The following is a 13,452-nucleotide window of genomic DNA, read 5'->3' as shown; positions in this document are numbered from 1 at the left end:
GAAAGGCTCCGGGGGTTCGTCGTCGTCAAAGCAGGAGTTCGGGTTCGGCCTCGACCAGGCCTTCGTACAGGCTGTCGAAGGAATGGATGGCGCCTTCGGGCCCGCCGATCTGGCCGTGCGTGTGGCGCGCGGTGGCCTCGTCGATCGGCTGCGGCGTGCCCGCCGCCTCGGCTAGCAATTGCGTGTGGCAGGCGTTGTCCAGCGCGATGTACCACCACGCGGCGGCCTCCACGGTGGGGCCGGCCGTCAGGATGCCGTGGTTCTTGAGAATGGCGCCCTTCTTGTCGCCCAGCGCGCGGGCGATGCGCTCGCCCTCGCTGGTGTCGACCACCATGCCGGTGAAGTCGTCGAACAGCGCCACGTCGTCGTGGAACACGCAGCTGTCTTGCGTGAGGGTGTCGAGCTTGCGGCCCAGCGTGGACCAGGCCTTGCCGTAGGTCGAGTGCGTGTGGGCGGCTGCCACGATGTTCGGGTTGTGCTCGTGGATCGCGGCGTGGATGGCGAAGGCGGCCTTGTTGAGCGGCCGGTCGCCGACGACGGTCTCGCCTTTCGAATTGACGAGCAGCAGGTCGGACACCTTGATGCGCGAGAAGTGCACGCCCAGCGGGTTGACCCAGAAGTGGTCGGTCAACTCGGGGTCGCGCGCCGTGATGTGGCCGGCCAGGCCCTGCGCGAAGCCGAAGCGCGCGAACAGGCGGAAGGCACCCGCCAGGCGCTCCTGCCGGTGGCGGCGCTCGGCCTGCACGGTGGGGCGCGGCGGGATGGGGTCGAACCAGTGCTTCTGCTGCGGGTTCGCGTGCAGCTTCAGCGGCTGGGCCGCGCTGCGGTCGATGGACAGGACGGCACTCATGACTCAGGCCGCCTTGCGCTGCGATTGCAGGCGCTGCGCGACGAGTTCGCGCGTGCGCGGAATCAGCGCGCGGCCGTAGTCCGTCGCGTCTTCGAGCGGATCGAAGCCGCGGATCAGGAAGGTGGTCACGCCCAGGTCGTAGTAGTCGAGCAGTGCGTCGGCCACCTGCTCGGGCGTGCCGACCAGCGCGGTGCTGTTGGAGCGCCCGCCGATCTCCTGCGCGACCGCGGTCCACAGCCGCTTGTCCAGGCGCGAGCCCTTCTCGGCCGCGGCCAGCAGGCGCTTGGCGCCTTCGCTCTGCTGCGGGCCGCCGCGGTTGTAGCCCTGCACCACGCGCAGGCGTTTCGTCTCGGCCAGGATGTTCTCGGCGCGCGCCCATGCGGCTTCTTCGGTGTCCGCCAGGATCGGGCGGAACGACACCGAGAAGCGCACGCTGCGCCCGTGCTTCGCGGCTTCGGCGCGCACGCGCGTCGTGAGTTCGCGCGCCTGGTCGAGCGATTCGCCCCACAGCGCGTACACGTCGGCGTACTTGCCCGCGACCGGGATCGCGGCCTCCGACGCGCCGCCGAAGTACACGGGCACGTGCGGCTTGCCGTGGCGGGTCTGCACCGGCTTCACTTCGGAGAACGCGTTCTGGAAGCGGTAGTGCGCGCCTTCATGGTCGAAGGGCTTCTCGGCCGTCCACACCTTGTGCAGCACCTCGAGGTATTCGTCGGTGCGGGCGTAGCGCTGGTCGTGGTCGAGCCAGTCGCCGTCGCGCTTCTGCTCTTCGTCGGAGCCGCCCGAGATGTAGTGCACGCCGAGCCGCCCGCCGCTGAACTGGTCGAGCGAGGCGAACTGGCGCGCCGCGAGCGTGGGGGCCACGAAACCGGGGCGGTGCGCGAGCATGAAGTGGATGCGCTCGGTCACCGAGGCCGCATAGGCCACCGTGAGCGTGGCGTCGGGGCTGGTCGAATGGTGCGGCACCAGCACGCGGTCGAAGCCGGCGTTCTCGTGTGCCTGCGCGAAAGCGCGCACATAGTCGCGGTCGATGGCCGGGCCCTTGGCGGCATGGATCTCCGAGACCTTCTGGCCCTGGATCATGCCGATGAATTCAACGTCGTTCTGGCTCATGGTGTCCTCGTGGATGCGGATGGAATGAAGGGGTCAGGCGGCGGGCAGCCGCAGCAGGTTTTCGAAGCGGCGGTCCCACAGCGGCTTCACGTCGGCCGGGCCGTCGAGCACGCCGATCTTCTGGAAGGTGTCGGCCACGTCCTGGTGGCTGCGCACCACGGCGTCGGTGACCGGGCCCAGGCTGTAGTCGCCGCTGCGGCCGTTGAACAGCTCGACCAGGTCGCCCACGGGCACGCGCGTCTCGGCCGACTGCGCGCGGGCGTAGGCCAGGAAGTTGCCGTTGATCCAGGCGAACGCGCGCTGCAGGCGCTGCAGCAGGTCGCCCAGCGCCGCGCGGCGCAGCGTGTCGTCGAGCGCGCGCGGGTTGGCGTAGATGGGGAAGTTGCCCGACAGGTAGCCCACGCCGGTCTTGAGCGTGCGCGCGCCGTACTGGGTGCGCGCGAGCTGGCCGTTGTAGCCGTAGATGGCCCAGGCATCGAGGTCGCCGCGCGCAAAGGCCGAGAGGCCGTCGGCCGGCGTGAGGCTCACGGGCTGGATGTCGGCGAACGACAGGCCCGCTTCGGCCAGCTGCTTGGCCAGGTAGTAGTGCGAGGTGGTGGCACGCACGTAGCCCACGCGCTTGCCCTTGAGGTCGGCGATGCTGCGGATGGCCGAGTCCTTGCGCGCCAGCGTGGCCTGGTTGTTGAGGTCTTCGTGCGTCACGGCCACGAGCCGCACGCTCGACTTCTGCCGCGCCGCGAACACCGGCGGAATCTCGCTGCCCGAGCCCAGGTCGAGTGCATCGCCGTTGATGGCCTCGATGTGCAGCACGCCGTTGTTGAGTTCGCGCCAGTCGATCTTGTAGGGCGTGTCGGCCTGGCCCGAGGCCGTGAGCAGCGGGCGCCACAGGCCCTTGTAGGTGCCCACGCGCAGCGTCACGCCCGACAGGTCGCGCGAGGGCGCGGCGGCCTGCGCCACGCCCGAAGCCGCCACGCCCCATGCGGCGGCGGCCTGCAGCAGGCGGCGTCGGTCCAGCGGGAAATCGGGTGTCATGCCTTGTGTTCTTTCTTCTTCACTCACTCACGAGGAGAAGCGAGACCGTACCGAGGCAGGCCCCGAAAACGAACGCAGAAAAACGAATTTGGATATGCGCGATGCATCCTTCGCGCGCTGGCAGCGGGCCTTTACCGTGCGGGCACCATGAGTGCACTCCCCTTGCGCCGCGCGCCGGCCGCTCCCGAAGCAGACACCCCGCCCTCCGTCGATCCCGCCGTGCTGGCCCGCCTGTCGGACCAGTTCGCGTCCACGGCCGAAGACCACGACCGCAGCGGCGCCTTTCCGCGCCAGAACTTCGAGGCGCTGCAGGCCCACGGCCTGATCGGCCTCGTCGCGCCCGCCGCATACGGCGGAGGCGGCGCCACGCTGGCCACGGCGCGCCGCGTGATCGCGGCGGTGGCGCGTGGCGAGCCCGCCACCGCCCTGATCCTCACCATGACCTACCTGCAGCACCAGGCACTCGCGCGCCGCGAGAGCCGCTGGCCCGCGCACCTGCGCGAGCGCGTGACACGCGACGCGGTGGCGCACGGCGCGCTCATCAACGCGCTGCGCGTGGAGCCCGCGCTGGGCTCGCCGGCGCGCGGCGGCCTGCCCGGCACCGTGGCGCGGCGCACGCCCGAGGGCTGGCGCATCGACGGCCACAAGCTCTACACGACCGGCATCGAGGGCCTGTCGTGGCTCGCGGTCTGGGCGCGCACCGACGAGGCCGCGCCGCGCACCGGCGTGTTCCTGGTGCCGCGCGACGCGCCTGGCATCCGCGTGATCGCGAGCTGGGACCACCTGGGCCTGCGCGCCTCGGGCAGTCACGAGGTGGTGTTCGAGGACGTCGCCATCGCCGCCGACCACGCCGTCGATCTGCGCGCGCCCGCCGACTGGGCGCCCGGCGCCGGCAGCCAGACCGACATCGACGCCCATGCGGCGCAGCAGGCCTGGATGGTCGTGCTGCTGGGCAGCCTCTACGACGCCGTGGCGCGCGCCGCGCGCGACTGGCTGGTCGACTTTTTGAACCGGCGCGCGCCCGGCAGCCTGGGCGCGCCGCTGGCCAGCCTGCCGCGCGTGCAGGAGCAGTTGGGCGAGATCGAGGCGCTGCTGCGCACCAACCGCGTGCTGCTCGACGACGCGGCCGCCGCGGTCGACAGCGGCCACACGCCACCCGCCGCCGACAGCGGCCTGCTCAAGCACACCGTGACCACGCACGCCATCCGCGTGGTCGAGCTGGCGCTGCAGCTGAGCGGCAACCACGGCCTCACGCGCCAGAACCCGCTCGAACGCCACTACCGCGACGTGCTGTGCAGCCGCATCCACACGCCGCAGAACGACGCGATCCTGGTCGCGGCGGGCCAGCGTGCGTTGCAGGCCTTCGGAGGTGCGGCATGAGCGCGCTGCCAATTTCTCGCCGCGCCTGGCTCGCGCAAGGCGCCGCGCTGTCGCTGGCCGTGGCCGGCCCGCTGCGCGCGGTGGCGCAACCCCAGGCCACGCTGGTGCTCGGCGACCAGGCCGGCGGCCTGCGCTCGCTGTTCGAGGCCTCCAAGGCCCTCGACGACGCGCCTTTTGCCTACCGCTGGGCCAACTTCCAGGGCGCCGCGCCGCTGTTCGAGGCGCAGCGCAGCGCCGCGGTCGACACCGCGATGGCCGGCGACCTGCCGGTGCTCGCGGCGGCCGTCGGCAAGACGCCGCTGAAGATCGTCGCCACGCGCGTGGGCAAGGCCGAGTCGCTGGGCATCGTGGTGCAGCCCGACTCGCCGCTGCGCCGCGTGGCCGACCTGCGCGGCCAGACGGTGGTCGTCTCGTCGGCGCGCGGCAGCATCTCGCAGTACCAGCTCTACGGTGCGCTCGAAGAGGCCGGCGTGCGGCGCGACGAGGTCACGGTGAAGTTCGTGCTGCCCACGGACGCGGCCGCCGCGTTCGCGTCGAAGCAGATCGACGCCTGGGCCATCTTCGACCCCTACTACGCCATCGCGCTGCAGCAGGGCGGGCGCATCCTGCGCGACGGGCGCGGCATCAACATGGCGCTGGGCTTCATCACCGCGAGCGAGCATTCGCTGGCGGATGCGGCCAAGCGCGCGGCCATCGTGCAGTTTCTCGAGCGGCTCGCCCGCGCGGGCGACTGGGCGCTGGCCAACCCCGAGACCTATGCGCAGGCCTACAGCCAGCTCACGCGGCTGCCGATCGCCTCGGCGCGGCTCATCACGGCGCGCGCCTCGGTGGCGGGGCGGCCCGTGAGCGAGGCCGACATCGTCGCGCTACAAACTGTGGCCGACCGCTCGGCGCGTGACGGTATCCTTCCCACACGCGTGGATGTGCGCGCGATCACCGACACCCAACTCTGGAAACGCCCCGCATGATTGCTCCGCTGCGCGATTTCGTCGGCGCCTTCGGCCGGCTGCTCGACAGCCGGCCCGACGAGCCGCGCATCCTGTCCGAAGGCGGCGCGCTGCTGCGCACGCTGGTGGCGCGCGACGACTGGCTGCCCGACGCCTTCGCCGTGGCCGACCCGACCTACTACCAGCAGTTTTTGCTGCATGCCGACAGCACCGAGCGCTTCTCGGTCGTGAGCTTCGTCTGGGGGCCGGGCCAGGCCACGCCGATCCACGACCACACGGTGTGGGGCCTCATCGGCATGCTGCGCGGCGCCGAGTACAGCCAGCCCTACGCGCTCGACGCCGACGGCACCGCGCGGCCCCAAGGCGAGCCGGTGCGGCTCGATGCGGGCCATGTCGAGGCCGTGTCGCCCACCGTGGGCGACCTGCACCGCGTGCACAACGCGCACGCCGACCGCGTGTCGATCAGCATCCACGTGTACGGCGCCAACATCGGTGCCGTGCGCCGCCACACCTATCCGGCCGAAGGCGGGCGCAAGCCCTTCGTCTCCGGCTACTCCAACACGCTGCTGCCCAACCTGTGGGACCGCTCCGCCGAACTCCGAAACACTGCCGCATGACGACGACCACGACCGCTTCCTTCCCCCTGCTGCCCTTCGCCGCGCTGCGCGAACGCCTGATCGCGCGCGAGGAGACCGCGCTGCTCGACCTGCGCGAGGAAGACCCGTTCGCGCAGGAGCACCCGCTGTGGGCCGCCAACCTGCCGCTGTCGCGCATCGAGATCGAAGCGTGGCGGCGCATTCCGCGGCGCGACACCTTCATCGTGCTGTACGGCGCGCACGACGGTGTCGATCTCGCGCCGCTCGCGGCACGCACCTTCGCCGCACTCGGCTACACCAACGTGCATCTGCTCGACGGCGGCCTCGAAGGCTGGCGCGCGGCGGGCGGCGAGCTGTTCCGCGACGTCAACGTGCCGAGCAAGTCCTTCGGCGAGCTGGTCGAGCACGAGCGGCACACGCCGTCGCTGTCGGCGCCCGAGGTGAAGGCGCTCATCGACAGCCGCGCCGACGTGGTCGTGCTCGACGCGCGTCGCTTCGACGAATACCAGACCATGAGCATCCCCTCGGCCACCAGCGTGCCCGGCGCGGAGCTGGTGCTGCGCGTGCGCGAGCTCGCGCCCGACCCGGCCACGCGCGTGATCGTGAACTGCGCGGGCCGCACACGCAGCATCATCGGCACGCAGTCGCTCGTGAACGCGGGCATCCCGAATCCGGTCGCGGCGCTGCGCAACGGCACCATCGGGTGGAAGCTCGCGGGCCAGGTGCTCGACCACGGCGCGGGCCGGCAGGCACCGGCCGCGGTGTCGGACGCGAACCGCGCGCAGGCACAGGCCGACGCGCGCCGCGTGGCCGATGCCGCGGGCGTGCACCGCATCGCCCTCGACGCGCTCGGCACACTCGAGGCCCCGAACCGCACCGTGTATCGCTTCGACGTGCGCACGCCCGAGGAATACACCGCCGGCCACCTGCCCGGCTTCGCGAGCGCGCCCGGCGGGCAGCTGGTGCAGGAAACCGACCACCAGGTGCCGGTGCGCGGCGCCCGCATCGTGCTGGCCGACGACGACGGCGTGCGCGCGTCGATGAGCGCCTCATGGCTCGCGCAGATGGGCTGGGAGGTGTACGTGCCCGATGCGGTGCCGCCAGCCGCCGCGCACAGCGAAACCGGCACGCCGACGGCGGCCCACCCGCCCGTCGCGACCACGGTCGCCGAGATCGCGCCGCAAGCCTTGGCCGAGTTACTGAAGCAGCAGCCCGCCACCGCCGTGATCGACGTGACCACGAGCGCCAACTACGTGAAGCGCCACATTCCCGGCGCCTGGTACGCGATCCGCGCGCAGCTGGCGCAGGCGATCGACCGCCAGGCCCTTCCGTCCGCGCCGCGCTACGTGCTGACCTGCGGCAGCAGCCTGCTCGCGCGCTACGCCGCCGCGGACCTGCGCGCCCTGCTCGACGCATGCGGCCAGCGCGACGTGGAGGTGCAGGTGCTCACGGGCGGCAACACCGCCTGGTTCGCCGCCGGGCTGCCAGCCGAGACCGGCGAGACCCGCCTGGCCACCGCCCGCACCGACCGCTATCGCCGGCCCTACGAGGGCACCGACGCGCCCGCAGAAGCCATGCAGGCCTACCTGGACTGGGAGTTCGGGCTGGTGGAGCAGCTGGGGCGCGACGGCACGCATCACTTCCGCGTGGTCTGAGCGCGCAGCGCAGACAAAAAAAAGCCGGGCATGCCCGGCTTTTTGCTTTCACTGTCGCGCGACCCCGGCTCAACCCGGCTCGGCCGCCTTGAACAGTGCCGCGACCTTGCGCTTGCTCTTGATGTTGCTCGAGATGCCGCGTGCGGGCGCGGCCTTGGCCGACGCTTCCCAGGCCGGTGCGGCTTCGCGCTCGCCGGATTCGTAGGGCTTGTCGAAGAACGGATCGCGCGGCGCGGACGGCGCGCGGTGCGGGCGGCCGCCACCGCTCATGCTGCGGCGGGTGTCGGCTTCGCGGCGTTCGCGCGGCTGGTCGAGCACGTCGCGTGCGTCGCCGGCTTCGCCTTCTTCACGCCAATGGCGGCGTCCGTCGTTGATGCGACCGCGCGGGCGGTCTTCTTCGAACTCGACGGGTTCGAGCTCGATCTTCTTCTTGATCAGCTTCTCGATGTCGGCCACCAGGCGCGCATCGTTGCCGCCGCTGGCGAAGCTCACGGCCAGGCCCGAAGCGCCGGCACGGCCCGTGCGGCCGATGCGGTGCACGTAGTCTTCGGCGTTGAACGGGATGTCGAAGTTGAAGACGGCGGGCACGTCCTTGATGTCGAGGCCGCGGGCCGCGACGTCGGTGCACACCAAGAGGTCGACTTCGCCGGCCTTGAACGAGGCGAGCGCCTTCAGGCGTTCGTCCTGGCTCTTGTCACCGTGCAGTGCGGTGGTACGCAGACCGTCGCGCTCCAGCGAGCGTGCGAGGCGCGCGCAGCCGAGCTTGCTGTTGACGAACACGAAGGCCTGCGTAATGCCGCGCTGCTTGACGATCTGCTTGAGCGCACGGCGCTTGTCGTCGTCGGAGACGCTATAGAAGTGCTGTTCGACGGTGGAGGCCGTTTCGTTCGGCCGTGCCACTTCGATGGTGACCGGGTTCTGCAGGTAGCTGCTGGCCAGCCGCTTGATCTCGGGCGAGAAGGTGGCCGAGAACAGCAGCGTGGTGCGCTGCTTGGGCAGGTAGCTCAGGATGCGCTGCAGGTCGGGCAGGAAGCCGATGTCGAGCATGCGGTCGGCCTCGTCGAGCACGACGTATTCGACCTGGTTGAGGACCGCGTTCTTGGCCTCGATGTGGTCGAGCAGCCGGCCCGGCGTGGCCACGAGCACTTCGACGCCCTTCTTCAGCTCCAGCGTCTGGGGCTTCATGTCGATGCCGCCGAACACGACCGTGCTGCGCAGGTTGGTGTACTTGGCGTACAGCTTGACCTGTTGCGCGACCTGGTCGGCCAGCTCACGCGTGGGCAGCAGCACCAGCGCACGCACCGGATGCCGCGCGGGCGAGGTGGAGGCGTTTTCGTGCTTGAGCATGCGCTGCAGCAAGGGCAGCGAAAACGCCGCCGTCTTGCCGGTGCCGGTCTGCGCGGCGCCCATCACGTCCTGGCCTGAAAGCACGACCGGAATGGCCTGTGCCTGGATGGGCGTCATGGTCTCGTAGCCCATTTCGGCCACGGCGCGGGCCAGCGGTTCTGCCAGCGAAAGATTGGAGAAGGACATTGTCATTGAGCCTTCTATTGTCGCACTGCCGCAAAAAACGGCAGTGACAACGAAACGACAACATCCGCGCAGGCCGAATTGCTATTTATTCAATAGCAAAGACCTCAATGAAATCGGGGCTCTCGGGAGACAATCTTTACAGATTGCGCGCGTTGAAGGTGTCGCAGGACTTCATTTCACCCGTCTGGTAGCCCGTGCCGAACCAGCGTTGGCGCTGTGCACTGGAGCCGTGGGTGAAGCTGTCGGGCACCACGGCGCGGCCCGCGGAGCGCTGCAGGGCGTCGTCGCCGATCTTCTGCGCGGCGTTCATGGCGGCCTCGATGTCGCCCGGGTCGAGCCACTTCTTCGACTCCTGCGAATGGTGTGCCCACACGCCCGCGAAGCAGTCGGCCTGCAGCTCGACGCGCACGCTGATGGCGTTGTTCTGCGACTGGCTCAGGCGCCCGCGCATGCCGTCGACCTTGGCGGTGATGCCCAGTTCGTCCTGCACGTGGTGGCCGACCTCGTGCGCGATGACGTACGCCTGCGCGAACTCGCCGGGCGCACCGAGCTGGTTCTTGAGGGTGTCGTAGAACGCCAGGTCGATGTAGACCTTCTTGTCGCCCGGGCAGTAGAACGGCCCCATGGCCGATTGACCGGTGCCGCAGGCCGTGGGCGTGGCGCCGCGGAACAGCACGAGCCGGGGTGCCTGGTAGTTGCCGCCGTTCTTGCGGAACAGATCGGTCCAGACCACCTCGGTGTTCTTCAGCACGGTGGAGACGAAGGCCGCCTCGCGATCGCCGGTGGGCGGCTTGGGCGCCGGGCCTTGCTGCTGTTGCTGCACCTGGACCGGATCGCCGCCACCGCTGAGCAGGCCCAGCACGGTGAGCGGATTGATGCCGAAGACCCAGCCTGCGATGAGCGCGACCGCGATGGTGCCGATGCCGATGCTGCGACCGCCAAACAGGCCGCCCCCACCACCGCCGCCGCCCCCGCCGTCGCGGCGGTCTTCGACGTTGTCGGATTGTTCGTTGCCTTCCCATCTCATCGCAGTCTCCTTGCCGGCTTGCTGAACGGTGTATTTGCCGGAACGTCGCAGGATGGTACTTGGCCCGGCCGCCCGGAACGTAACCGGCGGTCAGGATGCCTGTATCAGGCTGTCAGGTCTTGGGCAGCGTGACGCCGCGCTGGCCCTGGTACTTGCCGCCACGGTCCTTGTAGCTGGTCTCGCAGACCTCGTCGCTCTCGAAGAACAGCACCTGCGCGCAGCCTTCGCCCGCGTAGATCTTGGCGGGCAGCGGCGTGGTGTTGCTGAACTCCAGCGTCACGTAGCCTTCCCACTCGGGCTCGAACGGGGTCACGTTGACGATGATGCCGCAGCGCGCGTAGGTGCTCTTGCCCAGGCAGATGGTCAGCACGTTGCGCGGGATGCGGAAGTACTCCACGGTGCGCGCCAGCGCGAAGCTGTTGGGCGGAATGATGCAGTAGTCGCCGTGCATGTCGACGAAGCTCTTCTCGTCGAAGTTCTTCGGGTCGACCACGGTGCTGTGGATGTTGGTGAAGACCTTGAACTCGGGCGCGCACCGGATGTCGTAGCCGTAGCTCGAGGTGCCGTAGCTGATGATCTTGTGGCCGTCGTTCTCGCGCACCTGGCCCGGTTCGAAGGGATCGATCATTCCTTCGTTCTCGGCCATGCGCCGGATCCATTTGTCGCTCTTGATGCTCATATGCGCTCGCTGATGCTGCTGCGGGGGAAATCGGGGCCGAATTGTGGCATGGGCGCCCTGCGCGCCCTCCCCCCGCCAGCGCCGCTCAGCCCGCCTGCGAAATCACCGTGCGCTCGACCAGCCGGTCGTCGCCCAGCACGATCATCGCGAACAGCAGCTCTTCGAGGTTGTTGGCCAGCGAGGTCTTGCGCGCCAGGAGCGGCGTGGCGGACGGGTTCAGCACCAGGAAGTCGGCCTCGCAGCCCGGCTGCAGGTTGCCGACCACGCCGTCGAGCCCCAGCGAGCGCGCGGCGCCGCCGGTGTGATGCCACCACAGCCGCGAGGGCGCGATGCTCAGTCCGGTCTTGGTCTGACCCTCGCGACCGACGTAATACGCGGCCAGCATGGTGTGGAAGGGGCTGAAGCTCGTGCCGCCACCCACGTCGCTGGCCAGGCCGTAGGGCTGCTCGAGGCGGTCGGCCGCGCCGAAGTCGAAGAAGCCGCTGCCCAGGAACAGGTTGCTCGTGGGGCTCACGGCGGCGGCCGTCTTGGTCTCGTGCATGAGCGCACGGTCGGTGTCGTCCAGGTAGATGCAGTGGGCGTACACGGCGCGCTCGCGCAGCAGGCCGAAGTCGGCGTACACGTCCAGGTAGGAGCGCGACTTGGGGTACAGCTCGCGCGCCCACTTCACCTCGTCGCGGTTCTCGGCCACGTGCGACTGGATCCAGGTGTCGCCGTACTTCGCGGCCAGCTCGCCGGCGCCGCGCATCTGCGCGTCGGTGCTGGTGGGCGCGAAGCGCGGCGTGATGGCGTAGCCCAGGCGATCGACGTTGTGCCACTTGCGGATCAGCGCCTCGGTGTCGACCAGGCTCTGCTCGGTGTCGTCGCGCACGCCGTCGGGCGAGTTGCGGTCCTGCAGCACCTTGCCGGTGATCATGCGCAGCTGGCGGCGCTGCGCGCTCTCGAAGAAGGCGTCGACCGAGGCGACGTGCGAGGTCGCGAAGGTCAGCGAGGTGGTCACGCCGTTGCGCAGCAGCTCGTCGAAGAACACGTCGGCCACCACGCGCGAGTGGGCGGGGTCGGCGAACTTGCTTTCGGCCGGGAAGGTGTAGTTCTCGAGCCAGGGCAGCAGGCCGGCGGCGGGCGCGCCGATGATGTCGGTCTGCGGGTAGTGCACGTGCATGTCCACGAAGCCCGGCGCCAGGATGCGGCCCGGCAGGTGGGTGGTGTGGGCGCCGGCATGGCGCGGCGACACGTCGGCATGGCTGCCGGCGTCGAGCACGCGCTGGCGGCCGGTGCTGTCGGGGGCGACGACCAGCAGGCCGTCCTCGTCGAAGACAGGCAGGCCGGCGGCGTCGAATCGCAGGAGGGAGGCGCGGTAGGCTTTTTTCATCGTGGATGCGGAGGGTAATCCAGCCCCGGACGGCGGGAATTGCCCTGCGCGTATGAGTGCTATACGCGCAACGCTCTCTTCAGGCGGGGGGAAGAGGCCGCGCTCAGCGCGTCACCCGCCCCTGCACGCCCTCGGCCAGCCAGTTCATCTGCAGGATCTGTTCGTCGGTCAGCTGCGTGCCCTTGGCGATCGCGACGCGGCCCTCGTTGTCGCGCACATCGGCCGCCACCGCGCGGAACGGCTGCAGCTTGCCCGCCGCGATGTCCTGCTGGCGCGCCAGCACTTCGTCCTGCACGGCCTTGGGCACCTTCGTGCCGAAGTCGCCGACGCGGATCATTCCTTCCTTCACGCCGCCCCAGAGGTTGCCGCTCTTCCAGGTGCCGTCGAGCACGGCCTTCGCGCGTTGCGTGTAGTAGCCGCCCCACTGGTGCGTGACCGCGACGATCTGCGCGTCGGGTGCGATCTTGCGCATGTCGGAGTGGTAGGCCACGGCCATCTTGCCGCGCTCCTGCGCGGCGGCCATCACGGCGGTGGAGCCGGTGTGGAAGGCGAGCACGTCGGCGTTCTGGTTGAACAGCGCCATCGCCGCGTCGCGCTCCTTGGGCGGATCGAACCACTCGTTGAGCCACACCACGATCACCTTGGCCTTCGGGTTCACCGAGCGCATGCCGAGCGTGAAGGCGTTGATGCCCTGCAGCACCTCGGGAATCGGAAAGCCCGCGACGTAGCCGGCCACGTTCGTCTTCGTCATGCGCCCGGCCGCGATGCCCGCGAGGTAGCGGCCTTCGTAGTAGCGGGCGTTGGCGGTGGCGACGTTGGGCGCGGTCTTGTAGCCGGTGATCGATTCGAACTTCACGCCGGGGAAGTCCTTCGCGACCTTCAGCGTCGGCTCCATGTAGCCGAAGCTGGGCGTGAAGATCAGCTGGCTGCCCTGCTGCGCAAGGTCGCGGATCACGCGTTCGGCGTCGGCACCTTCGGGCACGTTCTCGACGAAGACGGTGTTCACGCGGGGGCCCAGCGCGGCCTCGACGGCCTTGCGGCCTTCTTCATGCTGGCGCACCCACCCGGCATCGGTGACCGGCGTGACATAGACAAAGCCGACCTTCAGCGCATCCTTCGCCAGGGGAGGCTTCGGCGGCGCGGTCTGGGACAGGGCGGGAGATAAAAAGCAAGCGGCTGCCAGCGCCAGAACGGCGCGGCCCGCGAGGTTTTTGTACATGGTGGTCCTCTACATGGCCCCGGAAAAGCAAAACCCCGCAGCAGGCCGG

12 protein-coding genes are annotated in these 13,452 nt (G+C 69.8%); 4 read left to right on the top strand and 8 right to left on the bottom strand.

Annotated elements, in window-relative coordinates; translation table 11 throughout:
• Window positions 1-25: 25 nt before the first annotated feature.
• Genes AC07SQ_RS12950 through AC07SQ_RS12940 form a run of 3 tightly spaced genes read right to left on the bottom strand, consistent with a single transcriptional unit; the run spans window position 26 to window position 2,995 of the window.
• Window positions 26-850 carry a class II aldolase/adducin family protein gene (locus AC07SQ_RS12950; protein ID WP_495270979.1) on the bottom strand — a complete coding sequence of 275 codons (825 nt, stop codon included), beginning with the start codon at window positions 848-850 and terminating at the stop codon, window positions 26-28.
• A gap of 3 nt (window positions 851-853) precedes the next feature.
• On the bottom strand, window positions 854-1,963 hold the full coding sequence (locus AC07SQ_RS12945; protein ID WP_062482534.1) for an LLM class flavin-dependent oxidoreductase: 1,110 nt from the start codon (window positions 1,961-1,963) through the stop codon (window positions 854-856).
• A 33-nt stretch (window positions 1,964-1,996) separates the two neighbouring features.
• Complete coding sequence (locus AC07SQ_RS12940) at window positions 1,997-2,995, bottom strand: ABC transporter substrate-binding protein (protein ID WP_062482537.1); 999 nt, start codon at window positions 2,993-2,995, stop codon at window positions 1,997-1,999.
• Between the two features lie 147 nt (window positions 2,996-3,142).
• On the opposite strand from AC07SQ_RS12940, the gene AC07SQ_RS12935 reads away from it, so the two are divergent.
• The 4 genes from AC07SQ_RS12935 to AC07SQ_RS12920 are packed head-to-tail and all read left to right on the top strand — an operon-like array spanning window position 3,143 to window position 7,573.
• The gene (locus tag AC07SQ_RS12935) at window positions 3,143-4,375 is read left to right on the top strand and encodes an acyl-CoA dehydrogenase family protein (protein WP_495270980.1); all 1,233 of its coding nucleotides are present in this window, start codon (window positions 3,143-3,145) and stop codon (window positions 4,373-4,375) included.
• Window positions 4,372-5,343, top strand: coding sequence for an ABC transporter substrate-binding protein (locus AC07SQ_RS12930; protein ID WP_495270982.1), 972 nt, complete (start codon window positions 4,372-4,374; stop codon window positions 5,341-5,343). Before AC07SQ_RS12935 ends, AC07SQ_RS12930 begins: the two co-directional genes overlap by 4 nt.
• Window positions 5,340-5,939 carry a cysteine dioxygenase family protein gene (locus AC07SQ_RS12925; protein WP_062477560.1) on the top strand — a complete coding sequence of 200 codons (600 nt, stop codon included), beginning with the start codon at window positions 5,340-5,342 and terminating at the stop codon, window positions 5,937-5,939. Before AC07SQ_RS12930 ends, AC07SQ_RS12925 begins: the two co-directional genes overlap by 4 nt.
• Entirely contained in the window at window positions 5,936-7,573 is a 1,638-nt protein-coding gene (locus AC07SQ_RS12920) for a rhodanese-related sulfurtransferase (protein ID WP_495270983.1), read from the top strand. The genes AC07SQ_RS12925 and AC07SQ_RS12920 overlap by 4 nt, the downstream gene beginning before the upstream one ends.
• A 69-nt stretch (window positions 7,574-7,642) precedes the next feature.
• Here AC07SQ_RS12920 and AC07SQ_RS12915 read toward each other — a convergent pair whose 3' ends face one another.
• The 5 genes from AC07SQ_RS12915 to AC07SQ_RS12895 form a co-directional block, all read right to left on the bottom strand.
• Entirely contained in the window at window positions 7,643-9,112 is a 1,470-nt protein-coding gene (locus AC07SQ_RS12915; RefSeq protein ID WP_062477554.1) for a DEAD/DEAH box helicase, read from the bottom strand.
• Window positions 9,113-9,242: 130 nt separating this feature from the next.
• A complete protein-coding gene (ypfJ, locus tag AC07SQ_RS12910) occupies window positions 9,243-10,133 on the bottom strand; it encodes a KPN_02809 family neutral zinc metallopeptidase (RefSeq protein ID WP_495270984.1) in 891 nt (296 codons plus the stop codon).
• A gap of 112 nt (window positions 10,134-10,245) precedes the next feature.
• Complete coding sequence (gene dcd, locus AC07SQ_RS12905) at window positions 10,246-10,812, bottom strand: dCTP deaminase (RefSeq protein ID WP_062477547.1); 567 nt, start codon at window positions 10,810-10,812, stop codon at window positions 10,246-10,248.
• Between the two features lie 85 nt (window positions 10,813-10,897).
• A complete protein-coding gene (guaD, locus tag AC07SQ_RS12900) occupies window positions 10,898-12,184 on the bottom strand; it encodes a guanine deaminase (RefSeq protein WP_495270985.1) in 1,287 nt (428 codons plus the stop codon).
• Window positions 12,185-12,287: 103 nt separating this feature from the next.
• Window positions 12,288-13,403, bottom strand: a complete 1,116-nt coding sequence (locus AC07SQ_RS12895) for a BMP family ABC transporter substrate-binding protein (RefSeq protein WP_495270986.1) — start codon at window positions 13,401-13,403, stop codon at window positions 12,288-12,290.
• Window positions 13,404-13,452 lie beyond the last annotated feature (49 nt).

The organism is Variovorax sp. GW821-FHT06D12 (genome assembly GCF_059419205.1).
The sequence above is the reverse complement of the archived record's forward strand: the minus strand, read 5'-3'. Positions and strand labels throughout refer to the sequence as shown.

Bases quoted from the DNA above. Each gene is read 5' to 3' on its own strand.
- AC07SQ_RS12945 (WP_062482534.1), bottom strand. From the start codon at position 1,963: ATGAGCCAGAACGACGTTGAATTCATCGGCATGATCCAGGGCCAGAAG.
- AC07SQ_RS12930 (WP_495270982.1), top strand. From the start codon at position 4,372: ATGAGCGCGCTGCCAATTTCTCGCCGCGCCTGGCTCGCGCAAGGCGCC.
- dcd (WP_062477547.1), bottom strand. From the start codon at position 10,812: ATGAGCATCAAGAGCGACAAATGGATCCGGCGCATGGCCGAGAACGAA.
- AC07SQ_RS12940 (WP_062482537.1), bottom strand. From the start codon at position 2,995: ATGACACCCGATTTCCCGCTGGACCGACGCCGCCTGCTGCAGGCCGCC.
- AC07SQ_RS12950 (WP_495270979.1), bottom strand. From the start codon at position 850: ATGAGTGCCGTCCTGTCCATCGACCGCAGCGCGGCCCAGCCGCTGAAG.
- AC07SQ_RS12935 (WP_495270980.1), top strand. From the start codon at position 3,143: ATGAGTGCACTCCCCTTGCGCCGCGCGCCGGCCGCTCCCGAAGCAGAC.
- AC07SQ_RS12920 (WP_495270983.1), top strand. From the start codon at position 5,936: ATGACGACGACCACGACCGCTTCCTTCCCCCTGCTGCCCTTCGCCGCG.
- AC07SQ_RS12915 (WP_062477554.1), bottom strand. From the start codon at position 9,112: ATGACAATGTCCTTCTCCAATCTTTCGCTGGCAGAACCGCTGGCCCGC.
- AC07SQ_RS12925 (WP_062477560.1), top strand. From the start codon at position 5,340: ATGATTGCTCCGCTGCGCGATTTCGTCGGCGCCTTCGGCCGGCTGCTC.
- guaD (WP_495270985.1), bottom strand. From the start codon at position 12,184: ATGAAAAAAGCCTACCGCGCCTCCCTCCTGCGATTCGACGCCGCCGGC.
- ypfJ (WP_495270984.1), bottom strand. From the start codon at position 10,133: ATGAGATGGGAAGGCAACGAACAATCCGACAACGTCGAAGACCGCCGC.
- AC07SQ_RS12895 (WP_495270986.1), bottom strand. From the start codon at position 13,403: ATGTACAAAAACCTCGCGGGCCGCGCCGTTCTGGCGCTGGCAGCCGCT.